The following is a 14,007-nucleotide window of genomic DNA, read 5'->3' on the forward strand; positions in this document are numbered from 1 at the left end:
GCGTTCTCCCCATCGGTACGCGCCCGGCACCGGAAGGAAAGCTGTGACTCTCTCATCCACCGAAGCCAAACCCGCTTCTGTTCCCTCTCACCCGGAGCCCGAGCGCGTGGACAGCATCCGCGCTGCCGCGTACCGCATCCGCCACCACGCCCTGAACATGGGCGAAGTCCAGGGCCAAGGCTACGTCGGCCAGGCTCTCGGCGCAGCGGACATGCTCGCCGCCGTTTATGCCGACCAGTTGACGTACCGCGCTGATGACCCGCACTGGGAAGGCCGCGACCGTTTCCTGCTCTCCACCGGCCACTACGCAATCGGCCATTACGCAGCCCTGGCCGAAGCGGGAATTGTGCCCGTCTCTGAACTTGAGACCTACGGTTCCGACGATTCCCGGCTTCCCATGTCAGGCATGTCCACCTACACCCCGGGCATGGAAATCTCCGGTGGCTCGCTGGGCCATGGCCTCACTATCGCCGTCGGAATGGCGCTGGGACTCCGGGCGCAGGGCTTGCCCAACCGTGTGATCAACTTCCTCTCGGATGGCGAGCTGGACGAGGGCTCCACCTGGGAGGCGGCCATGGGCGCGCACCACCATCAACTGGGCAAGCTGACGGCGTTGGTGGACATCAACGCCCTTCAAGCAGATGGCGCCACGGACACCGTGCTCCGCACCGAACCGGTCACGGAAAAGTGGGAATCGTTCGGCTGGTACACCCAACGCGTAGACGGGAACGACGTCGGTGCGCTGCTGGCAGCGTTCGACAACATCGCCGCCGTCGCGGCGCCAGTCGGACGGCCCTCGGTGATCCTTTGCGACACCAAGGTCGGGCGCGGTGTGCCGCTCCTGGAAACCCGCGAAAAGGCGCACTTCATGCGCATCGAAGAACACGAGTGGCAGATCTGCCGCGAACAGCTGACCGCAGGATACGAAGGGAGGGCTGCCTGATGAGCGCCACCACTGAGGCCCCCGAAACCACCACCGCCGTGAAGCCTAAACTCAAGACTTCGGCCATGATCGCGTCCTTCGCGGATCCCGGGCAGAAGACCGCGTCGGCCCCGTTTGGCCACGCATTGGTTAAAGCCGCCGAGGCTGATTCCCGCATTGTTGGCTTGACCGCCGACCTTGGGAAGTACACGGACATGCACATCTTCGCCAAGGCCTTCCCGGAACGGTTCTTCCAGATGGGCATGGCCGAGCAACTTCTGTTCGGCGCTGCCGCCGGCATGGCTGAAACAGGTTTGATTCCCTTCGCTTCCACATACTCGGTTTTCGCCGCCCGCCGCGCCTACGACTTCCTCTGCCTGGACATTGCCGAGCCGAACTTGAACGTCAACATCATTGGCGGCCTTCCGGGCTTGACCACCGGATACGGTCCCAGCCACCAGGCAACGGAGGACATGGCGATCTTCCGCGGAATGCCAAACCTGACAATCGTTGACCCGTGCGACTCCGTGGACATCGAGCAAGCCGTTCCGCAGCTTGCTGCCTCGGAGGGACCCACATACCTGCGCCTGCTGCGCGGCAATGTGCCTACTGTTCTGGACGAGTATGACTACACGTTCGAACTCGGTAAGGCGAAAGTCCTGCGCGGCGGCAACGATGTGGTGTTCGTTTCCTCAGGTTTGATGACCATGCGTGCGCTGCAGGCTGCCGATGCCTTGGCGAAACACAACGTTGATGTAGCCGTAGTGCACACTCCCACCATCAAGCCGTTCGACGCCGCCACCGTGCTCGCAGAGCTGAATACCGACCGCCTCGCCGTGACGCTTGAAAACCACACCGTTGTTGGCGGCCTGTTCGAAACTGTTGCCTCCGCCGTCGTCACCTCAGGTCTGGGCAAGCGCGTGGTTCCCATTGCGCTGCCGGACCAATTCCTCGACGCCGGTGCCCTGCCAACTCTGCACGAACGGTACGGACTGTCCGTGGACCGGATTGTGGCCAAGGTGTTGGCGGAACTTAGCTGACGTATGGTTTCGGGTGCGGGGCCGGCACTTGCTGCCGGTCCCGTAGTCATGCCCGTAGTATCAACAGTTAACACCGGACTGTCAGCAGTCGCCCTAAGAACCGAGGACACACCCATGGCTATCACCGCCTCCCTGCTGGGCTTGGAGAAGAAAAGCCTGCGTGAACAAGCGCTGGCAGCCCTGCGCAGTGCGATCACCAGCGGCGAACTCGAGCCAGGCAGGCACCTCGTTGAAACCGAACTTTCCGAGATGCTCCAGATCAGCCGGGGCACCCTCCGCGAGGCCCTCAGGCAGTTGGAGCAGGAAGGCCTGATCTCTGCCGGGGCACGCGGCCGCATGTCCGTGCGGCACCTGGACGTCAAGGAAATTCGGGACATCTTTGCCGTGCGTGGAGTCCTGGAGTCCCTCGCGGCCCGAACCCTGAGCGACATGCCTGACAAGGAGGCCGCGCTCGCAGAGCTGCGCGCCGCCGTCGACGCTATGGACAAAGCCTCGAAGTCTTCGCTGGAGGAGCGGATCGAATCCGACCTCGAGTTCCACCGCACCCTTTGCCGCCTGTCCGGCAACGAAACGCTGCTCCATTCCTGGGAGTCCCTGGAAGGTTCCATTCGCATGTCCATTATGTTCGCCGGGCTGGAACGCGCCACCCGGAACATGAGCGTCGGGCGGCACCACGACATTGTGGCTGCCATCGAAACCGGGAATGCCGCGAAAGCGCGGGAGACAATAATTGCTCACATGGACGTCGCCGCCGAAAACCTGGTGGGCTAAGTACTTTTCCTTTCAGCTGAAAAGAAAGACTGAATTCCCTTTCTGCGTCGGTGAATCCAGAACCTGACTATATGTTTTCCCGGCCCGATGTCAGTGGTCATCTTCTTCCGCGTCTACGTGGTGAAAGATATTGCCATTGATCAGTGGCTCCACATGGCCGGCAGCATTTAGTGATATTGATTGCAAACAAACAAGGACGTCGATGTGCCATTTGGCCACGCCGGCCCCGGCGCAATCAGTGGTCTCTTGGGCTGAGAACTTCGGCAAGGACCACGTTCAGGAAGAGGAGCACAACCATGACCACAGGGTCGGCGGCGAGCGTTCATGGAGGGACCAAAGGGCTTGGGTTTGCGGAAGAATCAGTAAAATTTGAGGGACCGCGCGAATTAAAACTCCGTGTTCTGGGTGCAGCTGTCTCAGTGGTGCTGCACGCGGGAGTGACTCCGGACCTTCACGCGGAGCTGCGGCGGGCATGGTTACGCTGCCTTGACCGGCACGGGGAGGCCGGTCAGCCGGGAGAGTTGGAGCCGCGTGAGGGGACTACCCCCGTAACCCCAGCGGTTCCTTTGGAAGAACGGCCCTTTCAGGCCACAGTCTCCTCGGTGGTTGGCACGGCCCTGGTCACCGGCCGCACTTTCAGGGAATTCGCATCGGACCTGACAAGCGCCATCACCCTGGCGGGCATCACCGCCGGCCGCGGGAACCTGGTCATGTTGCACGCCGCCGCGCTGGCGGATGAAAAATCCGGCAGGGCAGTGGCCCTTGTAGGCCGTTCGGGTATGGGTAAGACCACCGCAACGAGACTTCTCGGGACTGGTCTGGGTTATGTCACTGATGAGACTGTTGCCGTTGACGGTTCGGGCAGCATCGTCCCCTACGCAAAGCCACTATCCCTGATAGTTGACGGTCCTGAAATGCCCAAGCACCAGAACGGCCCGGATGACCTCGGATTAATGGTGGCGCCGCCTGCGACTACTCTGGCGTTGATCGTCCTGCTGGACCGAAAACCGGACGCAGCCGGCCCCATAGTCACTCCGCTTCCCCATGCCGAGGCGATTATTGATCTGGCACCTCATACGTCCTCGCTGGGTGAGCTCCCCCTGCCACTGACCCGCCTTTGCGGGATTCTTGATGCCACCGGTGGTGCCGTCCGGGTGACCTACCGCGAGGCAGGAGACCTGGCCGACGTTCTTCCGGCCCTCCTTGGAAGACCGGCCATCCCAAAGACGTGGACGTCAGTCCTGGGTGAGGGGACGTGGCCGTCTGAAGCCCATCAAAGTTCCGATGCCGCACGATCCTCGGTTCTCAGGAGAGCCGATCTCCTCGACGCCGTAGAGATTCCGCTGCCAAGCGGACAAAGCACCGAACTCGTCGTCATGACAGGTCAGGGCGTAGTGCGGCTAACCGGCATCGGGCCTGCGATCTGGCACGCACTGGACACTCCTGGTGACCTGAACACCATTGCCCACCGGATCGCACCTCACATCGGTCTTCCGGCTGGCTACGAATCCCTTTTGCTGAGCAGTGTGGACGATCTTAAGTCGCACGGAATTCTGCTGGACTCCTCGTCATTGGAACCAGTCAATCTTGCATAGTACATCCCATGCAGCAAAAAATGTGGCAAATGAGCGCGATGATAAGTTCCGATTGCATCGATATTTCCACGAAAGATTTACTTCAGTCAGCTAGCGCGCTGACTGGCTTGAAGGAGCAAACCATGACCTTGGATAAAGGTAAAGCAAAAAGTTCGACCATTGACCGGCGCAAGGTGGTTATTGGTACGGCATGGAGCATTCCCGCAATTGCCATAGCTGCCGCAACTCCGGCGCTGGCAACTTCAGTCCCGCCCGTCGTTGTGACGCCGGGAACCGGATCAGTCATCAGCAACTGGAAGGGCGACCACCACTACGGGAGCTTGGAAGACGATTTGGACCAAAGGTCCTATGACTTCCCCGTCACCGTCAAGGATGTGAACGGTAACCCGGTTGTCGGTGCTACCGTCACCGTCACCGTATCCGGACAAAACGACGACGGCGACGTCCTGGGTGTCTACGCGTACCCGGCACCGGACAATGGTGGCCCTGAGTCGGATCCCTCGCCGAGCGCCACCCTTGTCACAGGTGCTGATGGCGTTGCTTTCTTTGCCGTCAATACACAGAACCTGAGTTCCAGCGAGCGGCCGTCTTATGCCACGATGACTGTGACGGTGACCTACAACGGCGTCTCTACGGTGTCCGTCATTCAGGTTGTTTTGACCGAATCAGACTAGTAGTCCAAACGTCGGCTGCCGCGCTTATGGACGGTGGCCGCGTTTGCAGTGCCGGTCTTACCGGGCGGTGGGTGTTTGAGCCCAGCCCGAAAAGAGCGCAGCCTACGGGTTCGACCCTGTTCGTCGAGCCCGTAGGCCGTGTTCCACAATTTTTGGATAGAGCCTCGGCGTCAGCGCCTGGGGCTCTTCTCTGTTTCGGGGACCGCTCCGTAAAACCCTCCGCACCGCGCCCTTTACGCCACGCATGTCAGTGCTCACCGGCGGTGATACCGCCGGCTCTACTCCGCTGCTCCGCCACCCGGAGTGGCTCATTCCTGGTCCGTTGATCTCAGTGGTGAATCCCGGACCCGTACGTGGCGGATGCCCCCCCTGGAACAATTCACCATCGCCCCGCGGCATGCCATTGAGCGTCAGTGTGGCTGTATCCGATCTCCTGAAGCGCATTGGCCAGCTCCCCGCGTGTAGCACATTTGAATCCTGCGGCAGCGAGCTTCCGGCGGCCACGGAAGAGGTGGCCCCGCACGGTGGTGGTACGCAGTCCAAGCCCTGCAGCCAAGGAGGACGCTGTTAGTGCGCGGCGTTGTGCGAAGAGTTCCAGAACCTGGATTTCACGGTCCGTGAGCCTGGTGCCCACGCTTGGCTGTGGTGGAAGCGTGGGGGCCGCGCCGATCACCACCGCTTCAATGAGGCGGGGAAGCTCCGCAGCTGTGGAGTCAGCCTCCAGAATTGCAACAGCGCCCTCTGCGGCCAGTGCAGACCGCTGAGCTGGACTCACGCTTCCCAACACAATGCAGCGTCGGCCGGTTGCCGCAATAGTGCGGACCTTGAGCGGAAGAGGAATTTCATCATCAAAAAAGGCGTCCAATGCTATCCAGTGGGCAGCTCTTGGATGATCCTGCGAAAAGGAAGCCCACGAATTGTAGGTCTTACCTAGTGTTGTTGCTTTAGCGCTGCCTGCCCATTCAGACATTACTGCGCTGTTGAGCACCGGATTCCTATGAATGAAATCGACATCAAAGGTGTATGCAATAGTTCCCAATTTGCCCTCCGATCGATGAACAAGCCGAAGCCAGTCCCGCGTCAGCCATAAGTAAATGTCGATCTGACACATGAGTAAATTAGCCCGACGACTGTGCCCCATCAGTGGCCTTTCCTGCAGGGAGTCAGTGCCGGAGAGCACGGCCGGATAACAGGGTGTACCCGCGAGGTCCGGTCCGCCCTAGTACTTTGGGAGCAGTCAGATGGGGCTGTGTCACGGGCCCTTTCATAATCAGACAGGCGGAGCAACTCCGCTTTCTGTCGGGAATGACAAAGATATGACCGAACACGAGAGGCCTCGATGCCAACATTCCTTGCCTGTTCCGGCCATTCAAACGGGATCTCCGACCCCACTCCTTCCGGAACCATCAGCTAGCCACATGGGATTTTTTGGTGTTGACATTGATGAATAAACCCACCCAAAGTGCCAGCAACTCACGGCAGACAAATGGCAAGCTGGACATGCTCGAGCACGACGGCCGGATAAAGGTCCTCCTGGTTGATTTCCTCTGCATCACGTGGGCTGTTGCGTTCGCCGAGCTCCTTCGTTTTGGTCTGGAGCGACCATCCTTGGGCATAGGGACCGTTCAGACGCCCTACCCTCTGGTGAGCCTGGTTCTCGACGTCCTGTGGTTGATCACCTTGGGAGCCCTGGGAACACGTGAGCCTCGAATCCAAGGCTTCGGCACGGATGAGTACCGGCGGGTCGCAACTGCCTCGCTATGGCTATTCGGCGGAATAGCCATCTTCTCTTACGTGTTCCAGCTCGACACCGCTCGAGGCTACGTAGCGGTGGCTTTGCCATTGGGCACCGTCAGCCTGCTCATCGGCCGTTGGGCCTTGCGGAGAGACTTGATCCTCCGGCGGAAGTCCGGGCAGCATCTGCGCCGTGTTCTTGTCATCGGAGGGGCGCCGAGTGCAGCCCACCTGGCCCGGCAACTTCGCGCTCACCCAGAGGCGGGCTACCAGCCTGTGGCAGCGTACTTGACTACCGCCGGCGCCAGCGGACCTTGGCCGGAGGGCCTGGAGTTGCCGGTCATCGGCAGGGGCAAGGACCTGGAAGGGATTTTGTCGGCGGTGGAAGCCGCAGAGGCGGACTCTGTGGCTATATCCGGCGCGGATGTTGACCCTCCCACATTGCGTCAGCTGGGGTGGACTCTGACTGCCCGCGACATCGGCATGTTCATGGCACCGGCTTTAACAGACGTTGCAGGTCCACGTATTCACATGCAGCCCTTGTCAGGCTTGCCGCTGATCCACGTGACTACGCCCAACCTTGAGGGCCTCAAGGCCTTAGCCAAGCGTGGATTCGATATGTGTGCGTCACTGGTCTTACTCATGATTCTGGCCGTCCCCATGTGCTTCGTTGCCCTTTTGGTAAAGCTCGACAGCTCTGGCCCCGCGATGTTCCGCCAGACGCGCATCGGTCGCTCCGGTGAGGTCTTCAGCATGCTTAAGTTCAGATCCATGGTGGTCGATGCCGAGCAGCAACTGTCCCGGCTCGCCGAACTCAACGAGGGCAATGGCGTCCTCTTCAAGTTGAAGGAAGATCCCCGCGTCACCAAGGTGGGCCGGTTCATCCGCCGGTATTCCATTGACGAGCTGCCCCAACTCTTCAACGTCCTCCTGGGCGATATGAGTTTGGTGGGTCCCCGTCCTCCGCTTCCAGTGGAAGTGGAGACCTATGACGACTTTGCCCACCGCCGGCTCTTGGTTAAGCCCGGCCTGACGGGCCCTTGGCAGGTAAGCGGGCGCAGCGATCTCTCCTGGGACGATTCCATTCGTTTGGACCTCTACTACGTGGAGAACTGGTCCATGTTCCAGGACATGATCTATCTCCTGCGAACCGTCAAAGCAGTTTTTGCCAAAGACGGGGCCTACTAAAGAAGTCGCCTCACCGCCACGCGACAGGGGCGGTAGTACGCGGAGGCCGCGGCCAGGACGACTCAGGAGTCCAGCGCGAGTCACGTCCTGCGCTCATGATCAACCGCTTCCAAGCAGCAAATTGCCGTGGGTGGCTAGCCATGGCCGGTGCAGCAGACTCAGCAACCCCAGCTCCCTCAGTACCGCCCAGCGGATCACACAGCCCCCGGGAAAGACAAGTTCCAGCCCGGAAGGGTACGAAGGCGACGAGGTGCCCCTTGCCCTTGGAACTGACGGCAGAAAGCCGAGTACGCCTGGGCTGCACGGCAGAAAGCCGAGCACCCCCGGGCTGACCTTACAGCGCCTGGACCGGGTTGGAACCGGATCATACGCAAGGTACAGCCTGGGGGTAGCTCGACTCGGGAGCAGGCAGGGGTCTGCCGGTAGCTTTGGGCTGGCAGGACAACCTAGTTGGGAGGTGCTGAACGCCTGCCCCGGGACCCATCCTGGGGAGCGCGCCATCGGCTTGCGGGATCCAGAAACGTCGTAGCTTCCCGTGGTTCAGGCAAGGGACTCACGGAGTGTTCCTTCGAAGCACCGGCCGCCGCTGACACAGGGGTGGCGACCGGCACCAGAGGATTGGGGTCCTGGGGGTCAGTTACGCTGCCATACGCTCCGTAGTAGCCGTAGTTGACGTCTCCGGGTCCGTTGGTGGCCACGCAGTTGAGGATGACACCCAGCACTCGTCCGCGAACCCGACTGAGGTTGCCGAGAGCCCGGTACAGGGTGTCCCGCGTTGTCTTGCGTGCCCTCGCAACCACAAGTGTGCCGTCTGCGACGCGGGAAAGCACAGCTGCATCCGTGACAGGTAGCAGCGGCGGCGCATCAATGAGCACAATTGCTCTCTGCGAAAGTTCATTAAGAAGGTGTTCCATGGCCCGGGAACCAAGGAGCTCTGACGGATTTGGGGGGATGCGACCCGCGGTGAGGATCCGGAGGTGGGGATTCGGACCCCATTCCTGAAGTACGTCATCGATTGCCGCCCGGCCTGAGAGGATGTCTGTCACGCCGACATCCGGCAAGACACCGAAGACCTGGTGAACTGTGGGCCGGCGAAGGTCAGCATCCACAACAATGACATCCCTGCCTGCAGCGGCGATGGTGGCGGCCAGATTGCTGGTAACTGTGCTCTTGCCCTCGGAAGGTAGCGAACTGGTAATCAGCAGGATTCGTGGAGGGTTGTCTACATCAATGAAGTCCAAGTTAGTGCGCAGTTCCCTCAACGCTTCAGCCATGGCATGGCCGCCTGGAACCCGGTTATGTTCCGCAGTATTTTCCAGTACGCTCGACTTTTCGTTAAGCCGTTTGTCCAGAGGCAACGTACCCACGACTGCCAGGCCGAATAGTCGCTCAATCTCGCTGGCCGCGCGAATCCTACGGTCCAGGTGGTTCCGTGCGAGTGCGTAACCAAGACCGATGAGCAATCCTGCGGCCAGTCCAATCCCAAGCGTTGCCGTGAGAAGCGGTGAAACGGGGGCCGAGGGCAGGCTCGCCTTGGCCAGCGGGACGATCTTGGTGACAGGCTCTGTGCCGGGGCTCGAGTTTCCTTTGTCCAGTTCGTAGACCTGCAAGGCCAAGGCAGTCACCCACGCATCCGCCACATTCTGGGCGGTCTGCGGATCAGATGATCGTGCGCTGACCCTGATTTCCACTGAATCGAGGGGGACACTGACGCTGATCGATCTGGTGATGTCCGGGGCGGATTCCTTCAACCCCAACGTCCTGATCACGCTTTCAGCTACCAAAATGGACTCGCCAACAGACTGATAGCCCTTGGCTTTGGACTTGGCCAGGTTGTCTCCGGCGAGGGACATGCCAAGGTTTTCGGCCCCTGCTGTTACCACTATGCCGCTTGATTCAGCGGAGTAGACCTTGGGCTGGAGGATGTACCATCCCAAGGATCCTCCCACCATGAGCACTGTGATGATAAGGATCCCGAGCCAACGTGAGCGGACTACGGAAAGGAGGTCATTGCCTGACATCCCTTGAGGTTTATCGTCCTGCAGCAATTGTGTGGTCCTCTCCATGCATGCCAGGTGCGTACTATTCCAAGACTTGTAGTGTCAGTCTCGGTACTGCCTTAGGGCACTGAGAACCCCGAAAGTGTTGCGACTAAGTATTTTCTGCAGAGGGAGTACTGCTTCTCTCAGCGAGGCCATGGAATGAGAGTCCGGTCAGGAAGCTGCTCACTTGCTCTGCCATGGACGGTTCATCCGCTCCCGAATAGGCGCTCAGCAGCTCGTTGAGAATGTCCGCTTCAGTGTGTGTTCCGTCAATGAGTTCCCAGATCGCTGTCGCGGACCCCAAAAGGACGAGGGGCGAGCCGCGCTCCAGATTTAGGACGACCAAGCGGTCTTCACCGAAGGCCGGGACTTCAGCCACGGCTTTCATCCTGTGCCAGAACCCATTCGCATCATCGCATCCGTGTTGTGGCCGAGGTGGTTCTGCGTAGTCGCCTCCCGCTTTGTCAGTAGCTTTTGGGGGATCCCCCTTTCTCCCCATCAGACGCTCCATGGAGGAATGCGGCCGTTCCCCGGCGGGGCCGGTAAGACTCTGATAAACGCCCTCGAGCTGACTGGTGACCGCGTACATTGAGAATCTGTCCCTTGCCAGTGCGAGGGCGGCCTGGGCGGAGGAAGCTCGCAGCCCTGGTTCTACCACAAAGCGGCGCATGGCTGCGGAAAGAGCCTCCACGCTTGAGTCGACCACAATCCCCGCGCCGGACTCGGCAATAAAGGGCGCCAGCCCGCAGCTGTCGGTCACGATAACAGGGACTCCCACGGACATGGCTTCAAGGACGCTCATGGGAAATGGCTCATCAACTGAGGGCAGCACATACACGGACGCTTGTCGCATACGGTCAAGAGTGCTGCCGGGTGCCAACGGCCCTTCAATCCGGATCCAGTCCGAAGTTTCCGTGGACTGAATCAGCCCCCGCACTTTGGAAACTTCGCCTTCGTCCGGCCCCACAAAAGCCACCTCCACGGGCTTGTCAATTGTTTTGGCCAGCATGGCAGCCGCGTCGACAAGAACAGCCGGCCGTTTTCGACTGTGCAGCCGGGCCAGGTAAAGAAATTGGATGGACTTCGTCTCCTTATCCACGGTGACCCTCAACCGCTGCCACATCGTTCAACATGACCTTGGCCAAGGGCACTCCGTTGACGAGCCGTTCGAGTGTTTGGGGACTATCGCCCAGAAGTTCGCCCAAGGATGTCTGCTCTTCGGGCGTCAGCCAAAAGCACCGTCGACTGGCCCGCAGCACTCGAAGAGTAAGCAGCCTGTCCAGGATCTTTGCCAGCATCTTCTCCGATTCGTCGATCATGCCATGGGTTTGGACTACAAAGGGTGTGCCTCGAACCAGGCAAAGGAGGGCCGCCGGAAGCACTACCAAGTCACGTGCAAGGTGGAGGTGGACGACGTCTGCGTTCTTCAGTGTCCGCCACAGCGACGGCAGCATTGCCGGAGCGCAGAGTCCGGCGAACCCGGTACCGGGAATGATGCGCAGGGCCCTGAAAAGCCGGGTTCGCACCTCCGGACCAAAGTACGCCCCGTCCACGTCCCCGCGTGCACCAGCGAATATCTGGACCTGGTGTCCACGCTTTGAAAGTTCCGTCGCCTGGTTTTGCGCAACCCGAACGGGGCCGCCGTAGGCTCCATCCGGACTTACCAGGGTTACTACCTGAACAATTTTCATGGGGTTCCTAGTGATTCCTGCCATGACCGGTCTCCGCTAGAGTGCGTTCGATCGCCGCATAGTAGCGCTCCACCATGACGCTTTCTTTATGTCGGTCAGCGTGGGCTAAGGCGTCTTTCCGCCGGGCAGCGACGTTCTCCGGATTGCTGAGCAGTGTCCGGAGGTGGCTGCTCAACGATGCCGGGTCGAGTGGTGTGAAGGCAATTGCTTGCTCTCCGGCGGCATCAGGCAGCCCGCCATGATTCGCATAAACCACCACGCAGCCCGCGGCGGCCGCTTCCAGAGCCACGGTTCCGAAAGGTTCAGGCATCCGGCTTGGTATGACGACGATGGAATTCCGGTTCAGAATGCGGTTGGCCTCCTCAGGTCCCAAAGAGCCCAGGAATTTCACCGCGCCGCCCAAACCGCTCTTTTCGGCGAGGGTTTCAAGCGCCTCACGTTCGGTGCCATCACCCACGATTGTCAGTGTGAAGCCATCTATTTCTCCTACGAGCTCAGCTGTTGCCTGGATTAACAGGTCAACGCCCTTGTCTTGGCTCAGACGACCCAAGTACACGATTCCCAGCGGAGCGCGCACCTCGTCGTCGAGGACGGAGAAGAACTCGTCCCGATAGCTGTTCGGGATGACTTCAACGTCACCTTTTACGTGATTTGCCAGCACCTTGCTGTTTGCCACAAGGACATCCGCCCGCTCGATGATCCGATACTTGGCGGCATACTTCAGCCGTTGGAAGCGGGACAGTTTTTCACCCGGCATGGTCACCCACATTCTGAGGGTGACCATCCAGGGCTTTCGGATCAGCACCAGCGGCCACCACAAGGAGATGGCCGGGTTGTTATGGAAAACGACGTCGGCCCTGCGCACCAACGCCAACAGGCGCCATGGGGATGGCCGCCTGAAGACGTCGTAAGGGAAAACCCGTGTAGGGCGGTCTTCCGGTGTATTGGTGATGACGGTTACTTCAGCCCCGTGCCGCATGAATCCACGCGCAAGGATGTCGGACGTAATTTCCACTCCTCCGACGCTCGGATGGAACACATGCGCCACCAAGACGATTCGCGGTGGTCGCTGGCCGGTTTTCAGCTCATTGGCCACGTACGCCACCCCCAATCTGTTGGAGAAATTGCGCTGTTCCCTCGCGGAAAGGCCCCCACCCGGATGCTCTGGCAATTTCCAGCGCTTTGGCACTTCGCTCTTCAACCAGTCCGGGATCGTCCAGGAAGCGGTGGAGTTCGGCAATGATCTGCTCAGGCGCGAAGCGTTCCACTACAGTTCCCGCACCTTGGGCCACCAGGTCCTCTACTCCGCTTCCTGCTGTAACCACCTCCGGCAGTCCTTGGCTCAATCCTTCCAACGCTGCAAGGGAACGGCCTTCAACAAGGCTCGGTAGCAACAGCACGTGATGCCTGCGCATTTCCTGGAGAATCTCGCTCCTGGGCATCGTCCCGCGGTAATCCACCGCTCCCAGCATGTCCTCAAGGGCAGGGAACGTCTCGCCAGGCAACTGGCCAATGGCAGTAACGTGCACGGCAGAAGAAAGGGCCTTGGCCGCAGACACCACGTCCGCGATCCCCTTCATGCCTACGATCCGGCCCACGAACAACACCTTCAGAGGCCCCTTGCCGTCCCAGTTCAGCGGGGTTTGCCCGGGGCTAACATCAGGACAGCCGTAAGGTATCTCCACGATGTGACTGTTCACCCCAGCCGCACGCAAGCTCTTGGTTACTTGGGCGGACGGTGAGATCAGCCGGGTCGCCAACGAAAGCTCGAGGTCTTCCATAGCGTGGACCTTGTTCCGGACCAGGTCCTGGCGTGCCGTGACCGCCCAGCCGGGTGCCCGGCTTTCGAGTTGAGCGGCCCAGCTCCTGGTGGTGGCCCAGTGAACGTGCGGAACTTCCAGGATGGTTTCCATGTCGCGTTCCCTGGCCGCTTTGAACACCCTTGAAGCGAAGGTTGAGTATCCGTAGACCGCTGTGGGCTGATTCAGGCGACCGAGCGACTGGACCGCCTTGGTCTGCACCTGCTCTGCGACCCAGTGGGCGGAAAGAGGACCTGATCCTGATCCAAGCCGCCGGATGGCTGGCGGCTGCGCACGCAGAAGAAGATTGCGGACCAGCTCACTCGCCGGCGTGACGTGCAGCTGATGGTCTTCGATCATGGGAAACAGCCGGCGTTCAACCAGAGACCTTGCGGACCGAAGCCAAGGCAATGCCTCCGAATCTGTCCAGCCGATCGCGGTGACAAAAGCAGACAACTGGCCGTGTTCGCTTAGCGCCGTCAGGGTCTGCCGGACGTTTTCGTTGCCAAAGGGGTGTACAAGGACCGTCCTCATGGCGTCGATATATGTAC

At 60.2% G+C, this 14,007-nt stretch carries 12 protein-coding genes; 6 read left to right on the top strand and 6 right to left on the bottom strand.

Going from position 1 to position 14,007, the window contains the following annotated elements; translation table 11 throughout:
- Nucleotides 1–43 precede the first annotated feature (43 nt).
- From BACI9J_RS22120 to BACI9J_RS22140, 5 genes are all read left to right on the top strand, one after another.
- Nucleotides 44–943: a transketolase gene (locus BACI9J_RS22120; protein WP_159736253.1), complete on the top strand. Its 900-nt coding sequence runs from the start codon at nucleotides 44–46 to the stop codon at nucleotides 941–943.
- Nucleotides 943–1,962 carry a transketolase family protein gene (locus tag BACI9J_RS22125; RefSeq protein WP_159736254.1) on the top strand — a complete coding sequence of 340 codons (1,020 nt, stop codon included), beginning with the start codon at nucleotides 943–945 and terminating at the stop codon, nucleotides 1,960–1,962. Before BACI9J_RS22120 ends, BACI9J_RS22125 begins: the two co-directional genes overlap by 1 nt.
- Nucleotides 1,963–2,076: 114 nt before the next feature.
- Entirely contained in the window at nucleotides 2,077–2,733 is a 657-nt protein-coding gene (locus tag BACI9J_RS22130; protein WP_159736255.1) for a GntR family transcriptional regulator, read from the top strand.
- Nucleotides 2,734–3,029: 296 nt separating this feature from the next.
- Nucleotides 3,030–4,328 (top strand): hypothetical protein, encoded by a 1,299-nt coding sequence (locus BACI9J_RS22135; RefSeq protein ID WP_159736256.1) that lies wholly within the window; start codon nucleotides 3,030–3,032, stop codon nucleotides 4,326–4,328.
- Between the two features lie 122 nt (nucleotides 4,329–4,450).
- Nucleotides 4,451–5,002: a transcriptional initiation protein Tat gene (locus BACI9J_RS22140; protein ID WP_159736257.1), complete on the top strand. Its 552-nt coding sequence runs from the start codon at nucleotides 4,451–4,453 to the stop codon at nucleotides 5,000–5,002.
- A 379-nt stretch (nucleotides 5,003–5,381) separates the two neighbouring features.
- Here the strand turns inward: BACI9J_RS22140 and BACI9J_RS24520 are convergent, their stop codons facing one another.
- Nucleotides 5,382–5,777 (bottom strand): hypothetical protein, encoded by a 396-nt coding sequence (locus tag BACI9J_RS24520; RefSeq protein WP_236558817.1) that lies wholly within the window; start codon nucleotides 5,775–5,777, stop codon nucleotides 5,382–5,384.
- A gap of 668 nt (nucleotides 5,778–6,445) precedes the next feature.
- Between BACI9J_RS24520 and BACI9J_RS22150 the strand changes: the two genes are divergently transcribed.
- The gene (locus tag BACI9J_RS22150) at nucleotides 6,446–7,924 is read left to right on the top strand and encodes a sugar transferase (RefSeq protein ID WP_201296645.1); all 1,479 of its coding nucleotides are present in this window, start codon (nucleotides 6,446–6,448) and stop codon (nucleotides 7,922–7,924) included.
- A gap of 446 nt (nucleotides 7,925–8,370) precedes the next feature.
- Here BACI9J_RS22150 and BACI9J_RS22155 read toward each other — a convergent pair whose 3' ends face one another.
- The 5 genes from BACI9J_RS22155 to BACI9J_RS22175 form a co-directional block, all read right to left on the bottom strand.
- Nucleotides 8,371–9,945: a polysaccharide biosynthesis tyrosine autokinase gene (locus BACI9J_RS22155; RefSeq protein WP_159736259.1), complete on the bottom strand. Its 1,575-nt coding sequence runs from the start codon at nucleotides 9,943–9,945 to the stop codon at nucleotides 8,371–8,373.
- A 130-nt stretch (nucleotides 9,946–10,075) separates the two neighbouring features.
- A complete protein-coding gene (locus BACI9J_RS22160; RefSeq protein WP_159736260.1) occupies nucleotides 10,076–11,065 on the bottom strand; it encodes a PqqD family peptide modification chaperone in 990 nt (329 codons plus the stop codon).
- Nucleotides 11,058–11,657 carry a glycosyltransferase gene (locus tag BACI9J_RS22165; RefSeq protein ID WP_159736261.1) on the bottom strand — a complete coding sequence of 200 codons (600 nt, stop codon included), beginning with the start codon at nucleotides 11,655–11,657 and terminating at the stop codon, nucleotides 11,058–11,060. The genes BACI9J_RS22160 and BACI9J_RS22165 overlap by 8 nt, the downstream gene beginning before the upstream one ends.
- Before the next feature lie 7 nt (nucleotides 11,658–11,664).
- Entirely contained in the window at nucleotides 11,665–12,672 is a 1,008-nt protein-coding gene (locus tag BACI9J_RS22170) for a glycosyltransferase family 4 protein (protein WP_159736262.1), read from the bottom strand.
- A 70-nt stretch (nucleotides 12,673–12,742) separates the two neighbouring features.
- Entirely contained in the window at nucleotides 12,743–13,990 is a 1,248-nt protein-coding gene (locus BACI9J_RS22175) for a glycosyltransferase family 4 protein (RefSeq protein WP_159736263.1), read from the bottom strand.
- Nucleotides 13,991–14,007: the final 17 nt, after the last annotated feature.

It is taken from the genome of Arthrobacter sp. 9V (genome assembly GCF_902506065.1).
Lineage (GTDB): Bacteria > Actinomycetota > Actinomycetes > Actinomycetales > Micrococcaceae > Arthrobacter.

Coding starts and splice junctions, on each gene's coding strand:
- BACI9J_RS22155 (WP_159736259.1), bottom strand. CDS start 9,945: ATGTCAGGCAATGACCTCCTTTCCGTAGTCCGCTCACGTTGGCTCGGG.
- BACI9J_RS22150 (WP_201296645.1), top strand. CDS start 6,446: ATGAATAAACCCACCCAAAGTGCCAGCAACTCACGGCAGACAAATGGC.
- BACI9J_RS22140 (WP_159736257.1), top strand. CDS start 4,451: ATGACCTTGGATAAAGGTAAAGCAAAAAGTTCGACCATTGACCGGCGC.
- BACI9J_RS22130 (WP_159736255.1), top strand. CDS start 2,077: ATGGCTATCACCGCCTCCCTGCTGGGCTTGGAGAAGAAAAGCCTGCGT.
- BACI9J_RS22135 (WP_159736256.1), top strand. CDS start 3,030: ATGACCACAGGGTCGGCGGCGAGCGTTCATGGAGGGACCAAAGGGCTT.
- BACI9J_RS22125 (WP_159736254.1), top strand. CDS start 943: ATGAGCGCCACCACTGAGGCCCCCGAAACCACCACCGCCGTGAAGCCT.
- BACI9J_RS22175 (WP_159736263.1), bottom strand. CDS start 13,990: ATGAGGACGGTCCTTGTACACCCCTTTGGCAACGAAAACGTCCGGCAG.
- BACI9J_RS22165 (WP_159736261.1), bottom strand. CDS start 11,657: ATGAAAATTGTTCAGGTAGTAACCCTGGTAAGTCCGGATGGAGCCTAC.